Source organism: Ramlibacter sp., from assembly GCF_028292805.1.
Classification (GTDB): domain Bacteria; phylum Pseudomonadota; class Gammaproteobacteria; order Burkholderiales; family Burkholderiaceae_C; genus Ramlibacter.
Map to the genome: position 1 here is coordinate 1 of NZ_JAQGLS010000068.1, position 19,859 is coordinate 19,859.

General features: G+C 69.0%; 20 protein-coding genes. 5 read left to right on the forward strand and 15 right to left on the reverse strand.

The genetic code is table 11. The annotated features are described in order from the left end of the window. Positions 1-155: 155 nt before the first annotated feature. The 3 genes from JWP65_RS03540 to JWP65_RS03550 are packed head-to-tail and all read right to left on the reverse strand — an operon-like array spanning position 156 to position 3,331. Positions 156-1,139, reverse strand: coding sequence for a tripartite tricarboxylate transporter substrate binding protein (locus JWP65_RS03540; protein ID WP_299760402.1), 984 nt, complete (start codon positions 1,137-1,139; stop codon positions 156-158). A 34-nt stretch (positions 1,140-1,173) separates the two neighbouring features. After that, positions 1,174-2,376, reverse strand: coding sequence for a CaiB/BaiF CoA-transferase family protein (locus JWP65_RS03545; RefSeq protein WP_299760404.1), 1,203 nt, complete (start codon positions 2,374-2,376; stop codon positions 1,174-1,176). Further along, the gene (locus JWP65_RS03550) at positions 2,369-3,331 is read right to left on the reverse strand and encodes a hydroxymethylglutaryl-CoA lyase (RefSeq protein WP_299760406.1); all 963 of its coding nucleotides are present in this window, start codon (positions 3,329-3,331) and stop codon (positions 2,369-2,371) included. The genes JWP65_RS03545 and JWP65_RS03550 overlap by 8 nt, the downstream gene beginning before the upstream one ends. 73 nt (positions 3,332-3,404) lie before the next feature. Between JWP65_RS03550 and JWP65_RS03555 the strand changes: the two genes are divergently transcribed. The 4 genes from JWP65_RS03555 (at position 3,405) to JWP65_RS03570 (ending at position 7,064) form a co-directional block, all read left to right on the forward strand. Continuing rightward, a complete protein-coding gene (locus JWP65_RS03555; RefSeq protein ID WP_299760408.1) occupies positions 3,405-4,307 on the forward strand; it encodes a LysR family transcriptional regulator in 903 nt (300 codons plus the stop codon). After that, positions 4,304-6,304, forward strand: coding sequence for an aconitase family protein (locus tag JWP65_RS03560; protein WP_299760410.1), 2,001 nt, complete (start codon positions 4,304-4,306; stop codon positions 6,302-6,304). The genes JWP65_RS03555 and JWP65_RS03560 overlap by 4 nt, the downstream gene beginning before the upstream one ends. Positions 6,305-6,384: 80 nt before the next feature. Beyond that, positions 6,385-6,714, forward strand: coding sequence for a hypothetical protein (locus tag JWP65_RS03565; RefSeq protein ID WP_299760412.1), 330 nt, complete (start codon positions 6,385-6,387; stop codon positions 6,712-6,714). Then, positions 6,711-7,064 (forward strand): hypothetical protein, encoded by a 354-nt coding sequence (locus tag JWP65_RS03570; protein WP_299760414.1) that lies wholly within the window; start codon positions 6,711-6,713, stop codon positions 7,062-7,064. The genes JWP65_RS03565 and JWP65_RS03570 overlap by 4 nt, the downstream gene beginning before the upstream one ends. Positions 7,065-7,314: 250 nt before the next feature. Here the strand turns inward: JWP65_RS03570 and JWP65_RS03575 are convergent, their stop codons facing one another. The 10 genes from JWP65_RS03575 to JWP65_RS03620 all read right to left on the reverse strand — a co-directional run bounded on the left by JWP65_RS03575 (position 7,315) and on the right by JWP65_RS03620 (position 16,784). Then, entirely contained in the window at positions 7,315-7,755 is a 441-nt protein-coding gene (locus tag JWP65_RS03575; RefSeq protein ID WP_299760416.1) for a PXPV repeat protein, read from the reverse strand. 117 nt (positions 7,756-7,872) lie between these two features. Beyond that, positions 7,873-8,808 (reverse strand): hypothetical protein, encoded by a 936-nt coding sequence (locus JWP65_RS03580; RefSeq protein ID WP_299760418.1) that lies wholly within the window; start codon positions 8,806-8,808, stop codon positions 7,873-7,875. Positions 8,809-9,504: 696 nt separating this feature from the next. Then, a complete protein-coding gene (locus JWP65_RS03585) occupies positions 9,505-10,461 on the reverse strand; it encodes a Gfo/Idh/MocA family oxidoreductase (RefSeq protein ID WP_299760420.1) in 957 nt (318 codons plus the stop codon). Continuing rightward, the gene (locus JWP65_RS03590; RefSeq protein ID WP_299760422.1) at positions 10,458-11,321 is read right to left on the reverse strand and encodes a class III extradiol dioxygenase subunit beta; all 864 of its coding nucleotides are present in this window, start codon (positions 11,319-11,321) and stop codon (positions 10,458-10,460) included. Before JWP65_RS03590 ends, JWP65_RS03585 begins: the two co-directional genes overlap by 4 nt. Next, a complete protein-coding gene (gene ligA, locus JWP65_RS03595; RefSeq protein ID WP_299760424.1) occupies positions 11,321-11,713 on the reverse strand; it encodes a protocatechuate 4,5-dioxygenase subunit alpha in 393 nt (130 codons plus the stop codon). The genes JWP65_RS03590 and ligA overlap by 1 nt, the downstream gene beginning before the upstream one ends. Positions 11,714-11,725: 12 nt before the next feature. Further along, on the reverse strand, positions 11,726-13,411 hold the full coding sequence (locus JWP65_RS03600) for a tannase/feruloyl esterase family alpha/beta hydrolase (protein ID WP_299760426.1): 1,686 nt from the start codon (positions 13,409-13,411) through the stop codon (positions 11,726-11,728). Beyond that, a complete protein-coding gene (locus tag JWP65_RS03605; RefSeq protein WP_299760428.1) occupies positions 13,408-14,328 on the reverse strand; it encodes an amidohydrolase family protein in 921 nt (306 codons plus the stop codon). The genes JWP65_RS03600 and JWP65_RS03605 overlap by 4 nt, the downstream gene beginning before the upstream one ends. Positions 14,329-14,333: 5 nt before the next feature. After that, positions 14,334-15,017, reverse strand: coding sequence for a 4-carboxy-4-hydroxy-2-oxoadipate aldolase/oxaloacetate decarboxylase (gene ligK, locus JWP65_RS03610; RefSeq protein WP_299760430.1), 684 nt, complete (start codon positions 15,015-15,017; stop codon positions 14,334-14,336). A 2-nt stretch (positions 15,018-15,019) separates the two neighbouring features. Beyond that, entirely contained in the window at positions 15,020-16,054 is a 1,035-nt protein-coding gene (locus tag JWP65_RS03615) for an amidohydrolase family protein (RefSeq protein ID WP_299760432.1), read from the reverse strand. 40 nt (positions 16,055-16,094) lie between these two features. Beyond that, entirely contained in the window at positions 16,095-16,784 is a 690-nt protein-coding gene (locus tag JWP65_RS03620; RefSeq protein ID WP_299760434.1) for a substrate-binding domain-containing protein, read from the reverse strand. Positions 16,785-16,884: 100 nt separating this feature from the next. On the opposite strand from JWP65_RS03620, the gene JWP65_RS03625 reads away from it, so the two are divergent. Further along, positions 16,885-17,796, forward strand: a complete 912-nt coding sequence (locus JWP65_RS03625; protein ID WP_299760436.1) for a LysR substrate-binding domain-containing protein — start codon at positions 16,885-16,887, stop codon at positions 17,794-17,796. Positions 17,797-17,830: 34 nt separating this feature from the next. Here JWP65_RS03625 and JWP65_RS03630 read toward each other — a convergent pair whose 3' ends face one another. Together JWP65_RS03630 and JWP65_RS03635 are read right to left on the reverse strand one after the other, a co-directional pair. Next, positions 17,831-18,793, reverse strand: coding sequence for an AEC family transporter (locus JWP65_RS03630; RefSeq protein WP_299760438.1), 963 nt, complete (start codon positions 18,791-18,793; stop codon positions 17,831-17,833). A gap of 79 nt (positions 18,794-18,872) precedes the next feature. After that, positions 18,873-19,859 (reverse strand): tripartite tricarboxylate transporter substrate binding protein, encoded by a 987-nt coding sequence (locus tag JWP65_RS03635; protein WP_299760440.1) that lies wholly within the window; start codon positions 19,857-19,859, stop codon positions 18,873-18,875.

Sequence of the window (19,859 nt, forward strand, 5' to 3'; positions counted from 1 at the left end):
CCTTCGCTGCGCACCATGTGCCCGGGATAGCGCGCATCGACCCGCCGGCAACCCTGTAGGGTGTGCAGCTCCGCTGCGCACCATGTGCCCGGGATGGCGCGCAGCGATCCGGCGGCAGCCCGTAGGGTGTGCGGCTTGGCCCGCGGCGAAGCCGTTTACTGCGGCTCGAGCCCGACCTTCTTCACCAGCGCGGCGTACTTCGCGAGCTCGCTGCGGAAGGCCTGCTGGGCCTGCTCGGTGCTGCTGATGGTGATCGTGTTGCCCTGCTTGGCCATCGCTTCCTTCACCGCCGGATCGGCGAAGGCGGCGACCACCGCGTCATGGGCCTTCCTGACGCTGGCGGCGCTCATGCCCTTGGGGCCGATCACGGCGAACCAGGCGTCGACGACGAAATTCGGCAAGCCCTGCTCGGCGAAGGTCGGGATGTCCGGCGCAGCCGCCGTGCGCTGTGCCGTCAGCATGCCGATCGGACGCAGCGCGCCGCTCTTGATGTGCGCCTGCACGCTGGGCAGCGCCGCGGTGCCGAAGTCGACCTGGCCGCCGATCAGGTCGGTGACCATCGGCCCGACGCCCTTGTAGGGGATGTGGCGCGCCGTGGTTCCCGAAGCGTCCAGGAACAGTTCGGTGGCCAGGTGCAGGATGGTGCCGTTGCCACCCGAGGCGAAGTTCAGCGCGCCCGGCTTGCTCTTGAGCAGCGCGATGAAGTCGCGGCTGTTGGTCGCCGGCACCTTGGCCGGATTCACCACCAGCACCATTGGCGTGGCGCCGACCACTGCGATGGGGGTGAAGTCGCCGGGCATGTCGAAGGGCAGCGACTTCAGCACACTGGGAAAGATCACCACGTTGTTCGACACCACCGCCAGCGTATTGCCGTCGGGAGCCGAGCGCGCCAGCGCCTGCAGGCCGACGATGCCGCCGGCGCCCGGCTGGTTGTCGACCACGACGGAGGCATTCAGTGCCTTGCCCAGCGCCGGCGCGGCGGCCCGCGTGATCGCGTCGACACCGGAACCGGTGGCATTGGGAAGGATGAAGCGGACAGTGCCGGCGGGCTGCGCGAAGCTCGCGAGCGGCGTGGCGGCCAGTGCGGCTGCCATGGCGGCGAGGCAATGGCGGCGGGTGGGTTGGTGGGTTCGGGTCATGCCAAGTCTCCTGGGATGTTGTCGCCGACGCGGGTCAGCTGATCACTGCGCGGGCTCGCAGATCGTCGATCTCCCCCGAACTGTACCCGGCCGCGGAGAGCAGCTCGCGGCTGTGCTCGCCCAGCCGCGGCGGCTGCAGCCGCACGCCGAGCCGGCAGCCCTGCATGGTGATGGGAAAGAGCGTGGTCTTGACCGACTGGCCCGCCTTGGGGCCGTCGGGCAGCGTCACGTCGGCGAGACCGCCGGTGGCCAGCAGGTGTTCGTCGTCCATCAGGTCCTCGGGACGCCGGATGGGCGCGAAAGGCAGGCCGGCTTTTTCCATGGCGGCGGACAACTCGGCCGCGGTGTGCGGAGCCAGCCGCTCGCGCAGTGTGGCCAGCAACCTGGGCCGCTGCTGCACGCGCTGGTTGTTGGTGGCCAGGGCCGGCTCCGCCTTCAGGTCGGCGAAGCCGAAGATGTCGCAGAACTTCTGCCACTGGACGTCGCTCACGGCAGCCAGGAAGATCTGCTCGCCGTCCTTGACGGTGAACACGTCGTAGACCGCCCAGGGGTTGTCGCGGGCGGGCAGCGGCGCCGCCGGCTTGCCGGTCATCGCGTACTGCAGCATGTGCTGCCCCATCAGGAACACGTTGTTTTCGTAGAGCGCGGACTGCACTTCCATGCCCTTGCCGGTGATGCCGCGCTGGATCAGCGCGCCGAGCGCGCCGATGGCGCCGAACAGGCCGCCCATGATGTCGTTGACGCTGGTGCCGGCGCGCACGGGGTCACCGGGCCGGCCGGTCATGTACGCCAGCCCACCCATCATCTGCACCACTTCGTCGAGCGCCGTGCGGTGCTCGTAAGGCCCCGGCAGGAAGCCTTTGTGGCTGACGTAGATGACGCGCGGATTGACGGCGCTCAGCGCCGCGTAGTCGAGCCCGTACTTGGCCATGGTACCGGGCTTGAAGTTCTCCGCCACCACGTCGGCCGTGGCGCACAGCTGGCGCGCCATCTCGGCGCCTTCGGGCTGGTGCAGATCGATGCAGATGCTCTTCTTGTTGCGGTTGAACATGGGGAAGAAGCCGGCGCCGGCGCCGAGCAGGCGGCGCGTGTGCTCGCCGCCGATCGGCTCGAGCTTGATCACTTCCGCGCCCATGTCGGCCAGCAGCATGCCGCAGGTCGGGCCCATCACCATGTGGGTGAATTCGACCACGCGCAGGCCCTTCAGGGGCTGCGGTCCGTTGGCGGCGTCATGCATGGGAAGTCTCCTGGATTTTCATGGTCCTGGGCAGGCCGGAGCGCCAGACCGAGCCGTGCGTGGCCTCGCCTTGCAGCCAGCCCGCCACCTTGGCGCGCAGTGCCAGCAGGCGGTCGAAGTCCAGGCCGGTCTCTATGCCCATGCTGGCGAGCATATAGGCCAGGTCTTCGGTGCAGACGTTGCCGCTGGCGCCGGGCGCGTGCGGGCAGCCGCCGATGCCGGCGGTGCAGGCGTCAAAGCGCGTCATGCCCAGTTGCAGCGCGGCGTAGACGTTGGCCAGCGCCAGCCCGCGGGTGTCGTGAAAGTGGCCGCAGGTCAGGCGATCGCCCGCCACCCGCAGCACCTGCTCGAACAGCCGCGAGACCATCGCCGGGTCTGCATAGCCGACGGTGTCGGCCAGGCTGACGCTGTCGACACCGGCATCCAGCACGGCCCGCACCAGCCGCACCACTTCGGCCGGCTCGACGCGGCCCTGGATGGTGCAGCCGAAGGCGGTGCTGATGCCGACCTCGATCAGCGTGCGGGCGCCCGAGGCGTCGCGCTCTTCGCGCATGCGCACGATGTCGGCCACCACCTCGTCGGGCGTCTTGCGCAGGTTGGCCAGGCTGTGGGCGTGGCTGGCCGACAGCGGCACCAGCATCAGTTCGGCGCTGGCTTCGAGGGCGCGCTGCGCGCCCTTGAGGTTGGGCACCAGCACCGAGGCGCGCAGGCCGGGCAAGGTCTGGGCAAAGGCCAGCACCTCGCCGGTATCGGCCAGCTGCGGCAGCAAGCGAGGTGGCACGAACGAGCCGACTTCGATCTCGCGCTCGCCGGCGGCATAGGCGTCGCGGATCCATTCGATCTTGGCGGCGGTGGGCACGATGGTGGCGACGCTTTGCAGGCCGTCGCGCAGGCCCATTTCACGGATCGTCACCTGGCGCGGCAGCGCCGGCTGAAAAATTGGGGTGGATGGCATACCCCGAGTTTAGAATTTCCGGGAAACCCTCCTGACGCAATTACGGAACCTTGAAGTTCCGATCCGGAATACCTTGCGCGACTTCGACCTGACCACCTTGCGCCTGTTCGTCTCCGTCTGCGAGACCGGGAACATCGCGCGCGCCGGTGAGCGCGCAAGCATCGTCGGCTCGGCCATCAGCAAGCGGCTGGCCCAGCTGGAAAGCCAGGTCGGCACGCCGCTGCTGGTGCGCAAGCGCCATGGCGTGCTGCCCACGGCCGCCGGCCAGACGCTGCTGGAACATGCCCGCGTGATGCTCGATGGCGCCACCCGCATCGCGCAGGACATGGAGCGCTACGTGGCGGGCGGCAGCGGCCAGGTGCGCATCCTCGCCTCGGTTTCCGCCATGACCGAGTCGCTGGCCGACGACGTGGCAGCCTTCCTCAAGCAGCCGGCGCACCGCACCATTCAGGTCGACATGGAAGAGCGCGTCAGCCCGGACATCGTGCGCGGCGTGCGCGAAGGCCGGGCCTCGCTGGGCGTCTGCTGGGACGCGGCCGACGTCAGCGGGCTGCAGTCGCGGCCCTACCGCGGCGACCGCCTGTGCGTGGTGGTGCCACGAGGCCATCCGCTGGCGGGCCGCCGCAGCCTGCGCTTTGCCGACACGCTGGAGTTCGAGCAGGTCAGCCTGCCGGTCAACAGCGCCGTCCAGGTGATGCTGCAGCGGCATGCCGCCGACCTGCGGCGCAGCATCATCCACCGCGTGATCGTCACCAACTTCGAAGCCGCGCTGCGGGTGGTGCGCGCCGGGCTCGCCATCAGCCTGGTGCCGCGCGAGGTGGTGCCGCCGCACGCCAGCGCCGACGGCCTGCGCTGCGTGCCGCTGGACGAGCCGTGGGCAGCGCGCCGCTTCGTGCTTTGCTACCGCGACGCCCCGACACTCTCGCCGGCCGCGCGGATGCTGCTGGACCACCTTGCCACTCTCGCTTCACCATGACCGCCACCTTGCAGCTCGGGCCGACCCCGCGCATCCTGTTCCTGTCCAGTGAGCCGCAAGCCATGCAGGCGCAATTGCAGGGGCGGCAGTTGTCGCGCGTCCAGGCCGGGGCCTTGCGCGACGACGTCTCCACCGACGAGATCACGCCGGTGCGCATCATGTCGCACTACGACGACCGGCTGGCGCGCTTTCCTTACACCGGCTACACCACGGCCGACGGCGCCCGCCCGATCGCGCCCGGCGCGGTGCAGGCCGGCGGCTTCCGAGTGACGGTGGCCGGGCGCCGCTACGGCAAGGGCTCGTCGCGCGAGCACAGCCCCGCCGCCGAAAAGCTGGCCGGCGTGCGGCTGGTGATCGCCGACAGCTTCGAGCGCATCTACCGCCAGAACGCCGACAACATCGGCCTGTTCACCTCCACCGACCTGGCGCTGGTCGAGCGCATCCGGCGCGGCGAAGCGATCACCGTCGACGAACTGGTGGCCGGGCGCGACGCCCTGGCTGCCGCGATCCTGCGCAGTGGCGGCCTGCTGCGCTTCGGGCAGCAACACCTGCTTGGCGCGCCTGTCATTGCCGGCTCGGCGCGCGATCCATCCCCCGACCGTGCCTTGACCCTGTTCGAGAAAATCGTCCAGCGCCACCTCCTCACCACCCCCGTCACCAGCGCCGCCCCCCAGCCCGGCGAAGGCTGCTTCGTCCACGCCGACTGGCGCTTCATCCACGAGTACTACACCGGCATGGCGGCGCACATGCTGCACGCCACCCTGGGCAAGCCCCTGCGGCTGCACGCGCCCGCATCCATCCTGGTGTTCGAGGACCACACTTCGTACACCGAGGAAAGCCCGGCCCACCTGGCCGCCGGCCTGGTGCCCAACATGCAGGCCATGTGCCAGGCCCAGCGCGACTTCGCCGGCTGCTACGGCCTGCGCGAGTACCGCACGCCGACCGAAGCCGAAGCCCCCGCCGCCAGCGCGAGCGGCCAGCAGGCCGGCATCTCGCACGCGATGATGGCCGAGCACCACGCATTGCCGGGGCAACTGCTGGCCGGCACCGACTCGCACACGCCGCACAGCGGCGCGCTCGGCTGCGTGGCCTTCGGTGTCGGCACCACCGACATGGCCAATGCCTTTGTCACCGGCGCCGTGCGGCTGACGATGCAGCCGGTGCTGCGGGTGGAACTGGAAGGCGCCCTGCCCGCCGGCCTGGCGGCCAAGGACGTGGTGCTGCACCTGCTGCAGCTGCCGGCCATCCAGGCCGGCGGCGGCGTGGGCAAGGTGTTCGAGTTCGGTGGCGCCGTGGTCCGCGCGCTGTCCACGGACGAACGTGCCACGCTGACCAACATGACGGCCGAGCTCGGCGGCTTGACCGGCATCGTCGAGCCCGATGCAGAGACCGTGCGCTTCCTCAAGGAGCGGCGCGGCGTCGATTGCGTGATCGCGCCGTGGATGCGCAGCGACCCCGGCGCGGCGTACAGCGAAGTGCTGCGGGTGGATTGCTCGAAGCTGCAGACGATGGTGGCCGCGCCGGGCGACCCCGGTCACGGGATTGCAATCGAGAACCTGCCGACGCCCGTGCGAATCGACATTGCCTACGGCGGCTCCTGCACGGCCGGCAAGCGGCAAGACTTCGACCAGTACCACGCGGTGCTGGAGTGGGGGCTGGCGAACGGCTGGCGGGTGCCGGCGCATGTGCAGCTGTTCCTGCAGTACGGGACGACCGCAGTGCGCGACTATTGCGTCGACCGCGGCTACGACCGCGTGTTCGCGCAGGCGGGGGCGCGGATGCTGCAGCCGTCGTGCGGAGCCTGCGCGAACTGCGGGCCGGGCTCCTCGGTGCAGGCCCGCCAGGTGACCGTCAGCGCGGTCAACCGGAACTTCCCCGGACGTTCTGGACCCGGGCAGGTGTGGCTCGCAAGCCCGGCGACGGTGGTGGCGAGCGCGCTGGCCGGGGAGCTGGTTTCGTTCGAGGGACTGCGGCGCCGCACGGCGAATGAGCACTAATGGGTACCTCCTTCGAAATCCTGACTCATAGGCATATTGCTTAGGTAAAACACACTAAGGTCGCGCTTTCAGGAAAGCGCATGCAGCACCAGGAAATCAGGCAATGGAGCGTCGCCGGCGACGACCGTGTCGTCGGCCTCGTCTACAACCGTCCAGGCCACGCCGACGGCCAGACGATCGTCACCTCGCGCGTGGTCCAGGTCCGGCTGATGGGCCCGGCCGGCACGCCGGTGGCGTTCACCGAATCTGGCAGCGCCTACTGGCTGGGCGATCCCGCCCGGCGCTTCGGGCTGGACAATGCCGAGACTTTCGTCTGGCGCCTGTCGCGCAACGAGCCGCCGCCGCGCGACGGCCACCGCGAGCGCCACACCGAAACCACGGTCCTGCACGCCCTGGTTCCCGTCGAATGATCCTGGAGCATGACGGCGAGCGCATTGCCGCACTGGAACAGAAGTGGATCACCGAGCTGAAGGTGGTCAGCGACATCTTCGGCTGCAACACCGACGCCCGCCGCGAGTGGGCGGTCGGCAACCTCGATCCCGCCGACCACGTCGAGCATTACCTGTCCGGATGGCGGCAGAGCAAGCGCGCAGCCTGGACGCGGCTGCGCTCACTGGCCGATGAACTGCGCGACGCCACCGGCGACACGCCGCAGCAATGGCAGGCGCGGCTGACGCGGCTCGAAGCCATCGCGGGGCAGCAAGCCAAGGAGCCGCCGCCCACCGCTTCGGCCGAACTCACGCGCAGCGACCACCCGTAGCATTCCGCATCCCGAGCGCGGCCAGCCAGCCAGGGGCGACCATCAGCCGTTTGCGGGGGATGCAGCGCATGACAGCCACCGCCGACCTCCAGGCCAGCGACCGTCGCTGGAGCAGCGCCGCCTCGATCCTGCCGTTCCTGGCCATGAGCGGGTGGTTCGATCCGCCCGGGGCCGGCGCCACCTGGACCAACGCCCTTGGCCAGGCGAGCTGGCCCTCGCCTTCCTCGGGTGGATCGCCACCAACCTGGCGTCAGCGATGGTACGGGTTGTGCGGCGCGCGGTCGTGGCGGTTCGGCACCCCATCGCGGTCGGCGTCGCGCCAGCCGCCGCGGCGGCCGTCGAAGTGGCGGCCGTCGAAATGGCGGTCGTCGAAATAGCGGTCGTGGATGTTCGGCACGCCGTCGCGGTCGGCGTCACCCCAGGCGCCGCGGCGATCGTGCGAGCGCCCGCCGCGGCCGTGGTAGCTGGTCGGGTAGTAGTACACCGGCGCCGGTTGCACGTACACGGGTGCCGGCTGCACGTAGACCGGACGCGGCTGGTAATAGATCGGCGCGGGCTGCACATAGCCGCCGAACGGGACGCCGATGGACAGGTGCACGTCGGTGCGGGCATGGGCGGCGGAGGCTGCGCCCAGGGCGCAGCAGGCGACGAGGGCGGCGAACAGGAATTTGGTGGACGAGAGGCGTTGCATGATGGCTCCCCGGTTGAGAGGACTCCATGGTGCCGCCGGTCGGCTGAACCAAAGCTGAACGGAATGCAGATCGTGCAGGGCCAGGCACCTCGCGCTCCGGTCTGCAACCGGAGCGGGTCAGCTGTTGCCGGCCACCTTGCCGGCGCCGAGCCGGGCCTGGGCGCTGCGGCTGCCCAGGTCGGCGGCGCGCTGCAGCCAGCGCACGGCCTTGGTTTGGTCGCGCCGCACCGCCAGGCCTTGCTGGTAGGCGACACCCAGGAAGTAGCTCATCTCCATGCGGCCGAAACGCACGCCCAGCTCCGACGACTTGCCGCTGCGCTTGACGATCACCGGCACGTCGCCCCGGCCGTCCACGAATGCCTCCATCTCGCCAATGGTGCGGGCCAGGAAGCGGTCGCGCGCCAGCGTCGCCAGCTGCCGGCTCGGCATGCTGGCCACCAGCTGGTCGGCCAGCACCGGCAGCAGCTCGAACGGCGTCATGCCGGCACGGGCGGCCGGCGCGTACCAGGCACGCAGCATGGCCTTGTCCAGCGGCGTCAGGCCGTCCACGTGCGCCGCGAAGTAGCTCAGTACCGTGTCGCCCTCGGGATGGCCGCGCACGCCCATGATGTGCATGGCCTCGTGGTAAGCGCAGCGGTAAGCGTCGCTGCCCCGCATCTGGGTGGCAGCGCCGTCGAGCGTCGTCTCGCTGCGAAAATCCAGGCGCGTCTCGCACGGCTGGGCCGCGCTCAGCGCGTGGTCGGCGCTGATCTCGATGCTGACGTTGGCCTGCTGCGCGGCGTCCGGCCGGTCACTCACGTCCTCCACCTTCACGCCCGCCTCGGCCGCGACATCGCGCAATGCCTTCAAGGTGTGGAGCCGGTGCGGTGCCGCATTGGCGCCGATCACGCGGACCTTGATGTCCTGCTCCCAACGCACGAGCCGCGTGGCGGTGCCGCTCTGGTGCCACAGCACCTCCCACATCGTGCTCATGCCTTCCTCGAATGCATCGGCTTGTGCCACGCAGGGGCTGAGGACGGCGGTGATGAAGGCAACGACTGTGGATTTGCGCATGTGAGCTGGTTCCCTCCGGGCAAGAAGGCGGTAGGACACGGCCTACGCGCAGGAGTTCAACGCACCTACGTGCAGATGTGTGACAGGTGGAAAGTTCCACGCCGGCAAGCTCGGCCACGATGGCGTGCGCCGCCTCCCCTTCGCGTCGACCGAGCTGGATGCGATCCTGGCCGATGCCCGGGCGGAGAACAGCAGGAACGGCATCACCGGCGACTCTTCTCCAACGACGGCAACATCTTGCAGTGCTTGAAGGGCCGCACGAGGCGGTTGCCAGCACGTACCAGCGTGCGTGTCCGTGCCAGTCGCCGGCACAAGAACATCGCCGAACTGATGAACCGCCCAGTCGGACCAGCGTTGTTGCAAAATTGGGACATGGCGCTGCTGCAGCCAATGCGCCCGGAGCTGCTGGCGCTGTCGCCGCGCGCTGGAAAGCGCCCGCCGGCGAGCCCGCGCCGGCGGGCGACGATGACGGGAAGCTGCCAGGCGTCCTGGCGGGCCTCGCGCGGAAGTCGGTCTAGCGGCGTCGTAGTTGCTTCAATCCAAGCCCGTCATCGCTGACGAGCGAAGCCCCTGCAGCGAGTCGCCGCGATTGGTCTCGACGAACCGGTTTCAATCCACGCCCGTCATCGCTGACGGGCGAAGCCACTCGCGCCAGTGCACCCACCGCTTGGGGCAGTGGTTTCAATCCGCGCCCGATCAGGCTGTCAGCTGCCGCTCCAGCTGGTCCAGCACCTCGTAGCACGGCAGCACTTGGCCGACCGACGAATTCGGCTCCCGCCCTTCGCGGATGGCGGCGATGAACTCGCGGTCCTGCAGCTCGATGCCGTTCATCGACACATCCACCTGGCTCACGTCGATCTTTTCTTCCTTGCCCGTGAACAGGTCGTCGTAGCGCGCGATGTAGGTCGCGGTGTCGCCGATGTAACGAAAGAACGTGCCCAGCGGGCCGTCGTTGTTGAACGACAGGCTCAGCGTGCAGATGGCGCCGCTTTCGGTCTGCAGCTGGATGCTCATGTCCATCGCGATGCCCAGCGTCGGATGGATCGGGCCTTGCACCGCGTTCGCCTTGACCACCTTGCTGCCGGTCTGGTACTGGAACAGGTCCACCGTGTGCGCGGCGTGGTGCCACAGCAGGTGGTCGGTCCAGCTGCGCGCCTGCCCCAGCGCATTCATGTTCGTGCGGCGAAAGAAGAAGGTCTGCACGTCCATCTGCAGGATGTTGAACTCGCCGGCCACGATCTTCTGGTTCACGTACTGGTGGCTGGGGTTGAAGCGGCGGGTGTGGCCCACCATGGCCACCAGGCCGGTCTTCCTTTGCATTTCAACGACTGCCCGGCCCTCTTCGAGCTTGTCGCACAGCGGGATTTCGACCTGCACGTGCTTGCCGGCCTTCATGGCGGCGATCGACTGTTCGGCGTGCATCTGCGTCGGGGTGCACAGGATCACGGCGTCGACGTCGTCGCGCGCCAGCGCTTCGCCCAGGTCGGTCGTCACGTGCTTGGCGCCGTACTTGTCGGCGACTTCCCTGGCCTTGCCCAGTTCGCGGCCGATGATGGACGTGACTTCCACGCCCTCGATGTTCTTCAGCCCGTCCAGGTGCTTGATGCCGAAGGCGCCGGGGCCGGCCAATGCGATGCGGATGGTTTTGGTCATTGGTTGTTCTCCAGGATCATGTGGCCGACGGCCGTGTTCGATGCGGGCACGTGGTAGAAGCGGTGCTTCAGTGTCGGCTTTTTCCCGCCGGCATCGCCGACGTCGGCCATCGCGCCGCGCGCAATCAGCCACATCACCAGCTCGATGCCTTCGCTGCCGGCTTCCTTGACATACTCGATGTGGTCGACGCCGGCCAGGCCTTCCGGGTCATCGATCAGCCGGTCCAGGAACCTGCTGTCCCACTCCTTGTTGATCAGGCCGGCACGCGGGCCTTGCAGCTGGTGGCTCATGCCGCCCGTGCCCCAGATCTGCACGTTCACGTCTTCGTCGTAGCTCTCCACCGCCTTGCGAATCGCCTGGCCCAGCTTGAAGCAGCGCATGCCGCTGGGCACCGGGTACTGCACCACGTTGACGGCGAACGGGATCACCTTGACCGGCCACTCCTTGGTGTCGCCGAACATCAGCGACAGCGGCACCGTCAGGCCGTGGTCGACGTCCATCCTGTTGACGATGGTCAGGTCGAAGTCCTGCTGGATCACCGAATGCGCGATGTGCGCGGCCAGGTCGGGCGCGCCTTCCACCTTGGGCACCGGGCGCGGGCCCCAGCCCTCGTCGGCCACCGCGTACTCGGTGGCGGTGCCGATGGCGAAGGTGGGGATGATGTCCAGGCTGAACGCGGTGGCGTGGTCGTTGAAGACCAGGAACACCACGTCGGGCTTGTTGTCCTTGATCCACTGGCGCGAAAAGTCGTAGCCGGAAAAGACCTTCTGCCAGTACGGCTCCTGGGTCTTGCCCAGGTCCATGGCCGCGCCGATGGCGGGCACGTGCGAGGTGAAAACGGATGCGGTGATGCGGGCCATTATTCGGTGTCCTTGTTGTCCTTGCGGCCCCAGCTGGCCGCGCGGCCGCCGCCGACCATCATGTCGCGGTAGGCCTCCTCGGTCATGCCGGTCATGGAGCCGGCCATCTGCTGGAAGCTCTTGCCGTCGGTGGCGCCGATCTTGGCCAGGAAGTAGATGTTGCCGCCCAGCGCGATGCAGCGGTTCAGGTCGCGGGCCAGCACGGCCAGCTTCTGGTCTTCGGTCATGGCCCACCGGTCGAGGTAGCCACGCTCGTCGGCCTTGAACTTTTCGCGGTTCTCGGCCTTCATCAGCGACATGCAGAACTGGTTGAGCCAGTAGCCCTTGCGGCTTTGCTCGGCGTCGAAGATGGTCGTGCCGGGCACGTCGGTGTACGGTTTATCCAAAGGCATGATGGCCTCCTCTCATTGGGTGCAGGTGAAGCTGGCCGCCGCGTTGACGTCGCCACCGCGGTAGCGCGGCCAGGTCGGCCATTCGCACAGCGGCCGCGCGCGGGTAACGCTGAACGGGGCCTTGGTCTCCTGTTCGACCAGTTCCAGGCCGGCAGGTTCGCGGCCCTGCTCGACCCAGGCGACCAGCGCCGGGAACAGTTCCGCGTTGGCCGGCGCGCCGGAGCCGACATGGTCGACGCCGGGAGCGGTGTAGAGCTTGACGAAGCGCTTGACGGTGTCGGCGCCCAGGCGCTGCACCACGGCTTGGTGGTACTCGATTCCAGCATACGGGCTCTGTGCGTAGTCGCCCATGTTCTCCAGCAGGATCAGCTTGCCGCCGCGGGCATGGAAGGCCGACAGGTCGGGATGGGTCGAGTCCATCAAGGCCGAGACTTCGCGCGCGCGCGGCAGGTGGTCCTGGATCCGGTAGCTGAGCACGTCGGCCTGCGGATTGCGGGCATAGAAATACTGGATGGCGCCGGCGCCATAGAACCAGGCGATGCCGTTGGCCGGCACCGGCGGAAAGGCCGGCGGGGCCGTGCCCGTCCACCAGGCTTGCCAGCCACCGGTGGGGCCCGCGGACGCCGTGTTCTCGCCGCTGGGGCCGCGCGCCGGGTAGTGGCGCACGCCGTTGGCCAGCTCCACGCCCAGGTCCAGCGGCGAGTGCAGCGTGCGCACGGCCTTGACCTGCGCGTCGGTCAGGCAGTTGTCGGCAGCTGCGCCGCGGCAGCGCAGCAGCTCCACGTTGAAGCGCGTGCGGCAGCCGACGGGATCGGACACCACGCTGTCGGTCAGGCCGTCGGCGCCGTCGCACGAAGCCAGCACGGCGTCGTGCACCAGCTTGGCGTGGGCGGGCTTCATCCAGCCGTCGCCCACCAGCGCCAGGCCGTCACGCAGGCCGGCGTGCTGCAGGCCCGTCCAGTTGATCACGGGCACGCGGGCCAGGATGCCGTCGAAATCGGCCGGATAGCGCTGGGCCATGGTCAGGCCTTCGCGGCCGCCTTCGGAGCTGCCGACGAAATAGAGCTTCTCGGGCGCCTTGCCGTACGCCTGCTTCATCACCGCAACGGCGACGTCGCGCACCTTCTTGTACGAGGCGTGGGCGAAGTTGACCAGCGCCTCGTCGTTCATGGCGAAGGTTTGCGGCGGCTCGCCCGGCTTGTTCTGGTGGCCGGAGTCGGTGCCGTAGGTGACGTAGCCGCGCGCCAGTGGCACCGGCGCATCGAAGCGGGCGGCTGGCACCAACGTGGTGGCGGTGACCAGCACGCCGTTGAAGCCGCCGCCGCCGTACTGCACCGAGCGGCCGTTCCACTGCGCCGGCAGGTTGACCTGGAAGTGGATGAAGGGCGCACGCGCGTCCATCCCGGCGATGCGGCCCAGCACCTTGCAGTGCTGCGGCAGGGCCGGCTCGATCTTGCCCGCGGGTGTCGGGGCGCGCTCGTTGATGGTGGCGGCGCTCGCCGCCACCATCACGGCGGAGTCGATGATGGCCGCGCCACTGGGGATGCCGACGCGGCTGGCGTCGATGCGCTGGCCAGTCAGGCCCGTGCACTGCGCCGGCGCGAGCGCGGCCGTGGTCACGGCGGCCCGGGTGGCGCAGCCGGCCAGCAGGGTCAGAAGCCCACCGGCCAGCAGCAGTCCCGTGGTGCTTTTCTTCATTTGCCTGTCTCCTCGGGCCAGTACAGGCGGTTCGGGTTGTCGACCAGCAGCTTGCGCTGCAGTTCCCTGGTGACCGCGATGTGCGGGATGAAGTCCACCAGCAGGCCGTCGTCGGGCATGTGGTCCTTCAGGTTGGGGTGCGGCCAGTCGGTGCCCCACAGCACGCGGTCCGGGAACTCCTCGACCACGGCGCGGGCGAACGGCACCACGTCTGGGTAGGCATTGCGTTCGCCGTTCAAAGCCGGCGGGCCGGCAACCGACAGCCGCTCGGGGCAGCTGACCTTGCTCCAGACGTTGGGGTGCTCGCGCATGAACTTCAGGAACAGCTGGAACTCGGGCCCATCGATGGGCTTGGAGACATCGGGCCGGCCCATGTGATCAACCACCACCGTGGTGGGCAGCCTGGTGAAGAAGTCCCACAGCTCGGGCAGATCGACCGCCTCGAAGTAGATCACCACGTGCCAGCCCAGCGGGGCGATGCGGGCAGCGATCTCCATCAGTTCGTCCTTGGGCGTGAAGTCCACCAGCCGCTTGACGAAGTTGAAGCGCACGCCGCGCACGCCGGCGGCGTTCATCTCCTGCAGTTGCTGGTCGGTCACGCTGCGCCTGACGGTGGCGACGCCGCGCGCCTTGCCGTTCGAATGCTGCAGGGCATCGACCATGGCGCTGTTGTCGGCGCCGTGGCAGGTGGCCTGCACGATGACGTTCTTTGCGAAACCCAGGTGGTCGCGCAAGGCGAACAGCTGCTGCTTGCTGGCGTCACAAGGCGTGTACTTGCGCTCGGGCGCGAACGGGAACTCGGCACCGGGGCCGAACACGTGGCAGTGGGCGTCGACGGCGTTGGGCGGCAGCTGGAACTGCGGCTTGGCGGGGCCGGCATACCAGTCGAGCCAGCCGGGGGTCTTGGTGAATTCCATGGTGTTCAGTCGATATAACGCAGTCCCGCCTTCTCCAGCGGTTCGCGCATCTTGTACATATCCAGCCCCAGCACGCCCGACGCCAGCCTGGCGCGCTTCTCGCCTTCGTTGGCTTCGCGCGCGGTGGCGGCGTCCAGAGTCTTCTTCGCCATGGCAGCGGGCACGCAGACCACGCCGTCGTCGTCGGCCACGATCACGTCGCCCGGCGTCACCAGCGCGCCGGCGCAGACCACGGGAATGTTGACAGAACCCAGCGTGGCCTTGATCGTGCCCTTGGAGCTGATGGCCTTGCTCCAGACCGGGAAGCCCATCTCGGTCAGCGTCCTGACGTCGCGCACGCCGGCGTCGATCACCAGCGCACGGGCGCCGCGCGCCTGGAAGGAGGTGGCCAGCAGGTCGCCAAAGAAGCCGTCGGTGTTCTCCGAGCTGCAGGCGGCGATCACGATGTCGCCGGGCTGGATCTGCTCGGCGACCACGTGCATCATCCAGTTGTCGCCGGGGTGCACCAGCACCGTGACTGCCGTGCCCGACACCTGCGCCCCCGCATAGATCGGCCGCATGTACGGCTTCATCAGGCCGACCCGGCCCATGGCCTCGTGCACCGTGGCCGAGCCGAATTTCGCCAATGCGTCGGCGACTTCGCGGTCGGTGCGTTTGATGTTGCGGTAGACAACGCCCAGTTCGTACATGGTCAGCGTCCTTGTTGTTTCAGCAGTGCGTCCAGGCGCGGGAACACGCGGCGCGTGTTGGCTTCGAAGATCTGGTGCTTGTCGTCGGCGCTCAGGATCGTCGAGGCGTCGATGTACTTCTTCGTGTCGTCGTAGTAGTTGCCGGTGGTCGGGTCGATGCCGCGCACGGCGCCGATCATCTCCGAGGCGAACAGCACGTTCTTGACCGGGATCACCGTGTTGAGCAGGTCGATGCCCGGCTGGTGGTAGACGCAGGTGTCAAAGAAGATGTTGTTCATCACGTGCGTGTCCAGCAGCGGCTTCTTGATCTCCTGCGCCAGCCCGCGAAAGCGCCCCCAGTGGTAAGGCACGGCGCCGCCGCCGTGCGGAATCAGAAAGCGCAGCTGCGGAAAGTCCTTGAACAGGTCGCCCTGCACGCACTGCATGAAGGCCGTGGTGTCGGCGTTCAGGTAGTGCGCGCCGGTGGTGTGGAAGGCCGGGTTGCAGCTGGTCGACACATGGATCATGGCCGGGATGTCGTACTCGATCATCTTCTCGTAGATCGGGTACCAGGCGCGGTCGGTCAGCGGCGGGCTCTTCCAGTGGCCGCCGGACGGGTCGGGGTTCAGGTTGATGCCGACGCAGCCGTACTCCTCGACGCACCTGACCAGCTCCGGAATGCAGGTCGCGGGGTCGACGCCGGGCGACTGCGGCAGCATCGCCACCGGCACGAAGTTCTCCGGGAACAGCTGGCTGACGCGAAAGCACAGCTCGTTGCAGATCGCCGCCCAGGTGCTGGAGACCTCGAAGTCGCCGATATGGTGGGCCATGAAGCTGGCGCGCGGCGAGAACAGCGTCAGGTCGTTGCCGCGTTCCTGCATCAGGCGCAGCTGGTTGGCCACGATGGTCTCGCGGATGTCGTCGTCGCTGATCGTCAGCTCGGACGGCTTGGGGCTGGCGGACGGGTCCGCGATGCCGGCGATCTGCCGGTTGCGCCACACTTCCAGCTGCCTGGGCGCCGTCGTGTAGTGGCCGTGGCAATCGATGATCAGGCTCATGTCTCTTCCTTGTCGTTGCGCCCGCGGGGGCGGTGGGGTGTCAGGCGGCGTCCATGCCGTTGCGGCGCTTGGCGGCCGTGGTTTCGGGTGAGGCCATGAAGGCGAGCAGCGCGCGCGCCGCTTCGGCCTGCGTCGCTGCCGCGCAGATCGCGCCCGAGAAGATGGTGTCGATGCGCACGGCGTCGGGCATGCCGCCGAGCACCGTGATGCCTGGCAGGTTGACCAGCTCGCTCAATTGCTGGAAGCCCAGCGCGACGTCGCCGCTGGCGACCTGGGCGCCAACCGGCACGCCCGGGCGCGCCTGCACCAGCCGCTCGCGCACCTGCGCGGTGATGCCCCAGCGCTCGAACAGCTGCAGCAACGCGGTGCCGCTCGGGCCGGTGGAATAGCCGATGGTGGGCGCCGCCAGCACTGCCGCGCGCAGCGCCTGCTCGCTGCCCACGTCCGGACGCGGTGCGCCTTCGCGGACCGCGATCGCAACGCCGGACTGCACGATGTCGACGCGGCTGCCGGCCACGGCATGGCCGGCGGCAACCAGCTTGTCGATCGCCTCGGAGGCCAGCACCACGAAGTCGAAGGCTTCGCCGGCGGCCACCCGCCTGGCGGCGTCGACGCCACCCACCGACTCGATGGTCACCGAACAGCCAGCAGGCGGCTGCCAGGCGGCGGCCAGTTCGTTCAGCAGCTGGCGCGTGGCCATCGAGGAGATTCCACGGAGCGGGAGGGTCATGCCGCGATTGTGGTCGCCCCAGACCGGATGAACCAAGGCCAGGGAACGACTAGCAGCTATAGCGATTCAGCATAATGAAGACCAAGGTATCGCCGAACACATGGATCTCAAACAACTGGAGTACTTCGTTCGCGTGGCCGAGCTCGGCAGCTTCACGCGCGCCGGGATCGAGCTGGAGGTGGCGCAGCCGGCGCTGAGCCGGCAGGTGCGCATGCTGGAAGTGGAACTGCGCCAGACCCTGCTGGTGCGCAACGGTCGCGGCGCCGTGCCGACCGAAGCCGGCAAACTGCTGCTGGACCACGGCCGCGGCATCCTGCACCAGGTGGAGCGGGCCCGCGAAGACATGGGACGGCTGCGCGGCGGCCTGTCGGGCCGGGTGGCGGTGGGCCTGCCCAGCAGCGTGGCACGGGTGCTGACCGTGCCCTTGTCCCGGGCCTTCCGCGAGGCGCTGCCCGAGGCGAGGCTGTCGATCAGCGAAGGCTTGTCCGGGGGCTTGCAGCGAAGCCTCATCGGCGGGCGGCTGGACATCGTCGTGCTGTACAACGCCCAGCCCACCCGCGAGATGGACGTGACGCCCCTGCTCGAAGAAGACTTGCTGCTGGTGCGGGCCCGCCCGCCCGGCCTGCATGAAGACCCGCCGCCAGGCCCGGTTCAGCTCGCCGAGGTGGCTGGCTTGCCGCTGGTGATCCCGACGCGGCCGAACGCGATCCGCATGCACGTCGAGGCGCAGATGGCGGACATCGGTTGCCGACCCAGCGTGGCGCTGGAGATCGACGGGGTCTCCGCCATCCTGGAACTGGTGCTCGACGGCGCTGGCTGCGCCATCCTCTCGCGCAACGCCTTGCTCAACTCGCCGCGGCCCTCGGCCTACACCGCGCAGCAGATCGGCCAGCCGCCGCTGCGCATCCGCCTGTCGCTGGCCACCAGCCTGCAGCGGCCCGCGACGCCGGTGCAGAAGGCGGCGCTCGATCTGATCCGCAAGACGGCGCCCAGCGTGGTGGCGCACGTTTGACCATGGGGATGGAGCTTGCGCACCATCCCGCGCCCTAGACCCCCCGCTGCACCACCCACAACACCGCCGTCAGCGTGAAGAACGAAGCCAAGGTCGCGGTCAGCTGGGCCGCCGCGGCCATCGTCTCGTGGCCGTGCTTTTGCGCCAGGATCGGGTAGATCCCCAGCATCGGCACCGCCGCCATCACCACCGCCGCCACCTGCAACTCGCGCGCCATGGGCGGCAGCAGCAGCACGAACAGCAGCACCGCCAGCGGGTGCAGCAGCAGCTTGCCTGCAGCGATCACGCCGGCGTCGCGCGCCAGCGCCTGCGCCCGCACGCCCACCAGCGAGCCGCCGATGACGAACAGCGCCAGCGCGGCGCAGGCGGCGGCCAGCAGGTCGACGCTGCGCCCCACCGGCGCCGGCAGCCGCCACCCCGTCAGCGAAAACAGGAATCCGAGCGCGATGCCCCAGAGCATCGGGTTGCGCGCCACCGAGCGCGTCGATTGCGCGAAGGCCAGGCGCAGGCGCTGGCCGCAGCCCTGGCCCCCGCCGCCTTCGCCGATGTCGCTTTCGGCCAGCGCCAGCGCCAGCGGCAGGGTCAGGAAGTTCTCCACCACCATCGCCAGCGCCAGCGCGATGCCGGCGTTGACCGGGCCGAACAGCTGGGCGATGAGCGGAAAGCCGATGAAGCCGCTGTTGGGGCAGGACATGCCCATGCCGGCGATGGCGGCCGCCGACAGCGGCTTGCCGGCGATGCGGCGGGCCCAGCAGACGCCGGCGGCCATGGCGACCAGCGAGCCGAGCGCATAGGCTGCGACGAAGACCGGGTTGAGCACCTGGGCCACGCTGCGCTGCGACAGCGCGGTGAACAGCAAGGCAGGCAGCGCGACGTTGACGACGAACTTGCCCAGTACCCGCATGTCGGCGCGGGCGAACAGGCCGCCGCGGGTGAGCAGCCAGCCGAGCGCCACCACCAGATAGATCGGCCCGGTGACGGCCAGGACGGCGAGCACTAGCCGGGCTGGACGCCTGGGCCGAAGATCCTGCCCACTTCGCCGTAGCCGACCAGGCCGATGCGCCGGATGTCCATGGTCACTGGCGCGCGATCCTGGCCCGCTCGATCACCTGGCTCCAGCGGCGGATCTCGCTGCCCAGCAAGCTGCCCAGTTGCTCGGGCGTGCTGGAACGCGCTTCCACGCTCAAGTCGGCCAGCCGCTGCTTCAACTCTGGCGTCGCCAACGCGGCCGCCACCTCGCGTTGCAGCCGCTCGACCACCGGCCGCGGCGTGCCGGCGGGTGCGGCCAGCGCGTTCCACGAGGCCACGTCGAAACCGGCCAGCGGGCCGCCGCTTTCGGCCGCCGTCGGCACCACTTCGCCCAGGCCGACCGGGCGCTTGTCACCCAGCACGGCCAGCGCGCGCAAGGCCTTGGAAGTGATCTGCGTCCTGACCGGCCCCAGGATTTCGACGCCGGCATCGACTTCGCCACTGCGCAACGCGGTGATTACCGCCGGCGTGCCGTTGAACGGCACCACCTGCGCCTCGATGCCGGCAGTGGTCTTGAACAGTTCGGCCGCCAGGTTCTGGGTGCTGCCGACGGCCACGGTGGCGATGTTCAGCTTGCCGGGATTCGCCTTCGCGTACGCCAGCAGCTCGGCCAGGGTCTTGAAGCGCGAGTTCTGCGCCACCAGCACCGCGATGTCGAAGGTGCCGATCAGCGAAACCGGCGCGAAGTCTTTTTGCGCGTCGAACGGCAGCTTGCGAAACAGCCCGGCGCTGACGGCCGTGCCATTGCTCATGAGCAGCAAGGTGTGGCCATCCGGCTCGGCCCGCGCCACCAGCTCGCCCGCGCTGACGCCGCCGGCGCCGGGCCGGTTGTCGATGATCACGCTCTGCTTGAGGCGCTCGCCCAGCTCCTTGCCGACCGCCCGCGCCGTCAGGTCGGCGATGCCGCCGGCACCGAACGGCACGACGATGCGGATCGGCCGGGAGGGAAAGGCGGCCTGCGCCACGGCCCACGGTGCGGCCAGTGCGGCGGTCGCCGCCACAGCCGCCAGGGCTTGCCTGCGATCGATGTTCAT

Excerpts from the sequence above, each read along its gene's own strand:
- JWP65_RS03540 (WP_299760402.1), bottom strand. The coding sequence starts at position 1,139 with ATGACCCGAACCCACCAACCCACCCGCCGCCATTGCCTCGCCGCCATG.
- JWP65_RS03545 (WP_299760404.1), bottom strand. The coding sequence starts at position 2,376 with ATGCATGACGCCGCCAACGGACCGCAGCCCCTGAAGGGCCTGCGCGTG.
- JWP65_RS03550 (WP_299760406.1), bottom strand. The coding sequence starts at position 3,331 with ATGCCATCCACCCCAATTTTTCAGCCGGCGCTGCCGCGCCAGGTGACG.
- JWP65_RS03560 (WP_299760410.1), top strand. The coding sequence starts at position 4,304 with ATGACCGCCACCTTGCAGCTCGGGCCGACCCCGCGCATCCTGTTCCTG.
- JWP65_RS03565 (WP_299760412.1), top strand. The coding sequence starts at position 6,385 with ATGCAGCACCAGGAAATCAGGCAATGGAGCGTCGCCGGCGACGACCGT.
- JWP65_RS03570 (WP_299760414.1), top strand. The coding sequence starts at position 6,711 with ATGATCCTGGAGCATGACGGCGAGCGCATTGCCGCACTGGAACAGAAG.
- JWP65_RS03575 (WP_299760416.1), bottom strand. The coding sequence starts at position 7,755 with ATGCAACGCCTCTCGTCCACCAAATTCCTGTTCGCCGCCCTCGTCGCC.
- JWP65_RS03580 (WP_299760418.1), bottom strand. The coding sequence starts at position 8,808 with ATGCGCAAATCCACAGTCGTTGCCTTCATCACCGCCGTCCTCAGCCCC.
- JWP65_RS03585 (WP_299760420.1), bottom strand. The coding sequence starts at position 10,461 with ATGACCAAAACCATCCGCATCGCATTGGCCGGCCCCGGCGCCTTCGGC.
- JWP65_RS03590 (WP_299760422.1), bottom strand. The coding sequence starts at position 11,321 with ATGGCCCGCATCACCGCATCCGTTTTCACCTCGCACGTGCCCGCCATC.
- ligA (WP_299760424.1), bottom strand. The coding sequence starts at position 11,713 with ATGCCTTTGGATAAACCGTACACCGACGTGCCCGGCACGACCATCTTC.
- JWP65_RS03600 (WP_299760426.1), bottom strand. The coding sequence starts at position 13,411 with ATGAAGAAAAGCACCACGGGACTGCTGCTGGCCGGTGGGCTTCTGACC.
- JWP65_RS03605 (WP_299760428.1), bottom strand. The coding sequence starts at position 14,328 with ATGGAATTCACCAAGACCCCCGGCTGGCTCGACTGGTATGCCGGCCCC.
- ligK (WP_299760430.1), bottom strand. The coding sequence starts at position 15,017 with ATGTACGAACTGGGCGTTGTCTACCGCAACATCAAACGCACCGACCGC.
- JWP65_RS03615 (WP_299760432.1), bottom strand. The coding sequence starts at position 16,054 with ATGAGCCTGATCATCGATTGCCACGGCCACTACACGACGGCGCCCAGG.
- JWP65_RS03620 (WP_299760434.1), bottom strand. The coding sequence starts at position 16,784 with ATGACCCTCCCGCTCCGTGGAATCTCCTCGATGGCCACGCGCCAGCTG.
- JWP65_RS03625 (WP_299760436.1), top strand. The coding sequence starts at position 16,885 with ATGGATCTCAAACAACTGGAGTACTTCGTTCGCGTGGCCGAGCTCGGC.
- JWP65_RS03635 (WP_299760440.1), bottom strand. The coding sequence starts at position 19,859 with ATGAACATCGATCGCAGGCAAGCCCTGGCGGCTGTGGCGGCGACCGCC.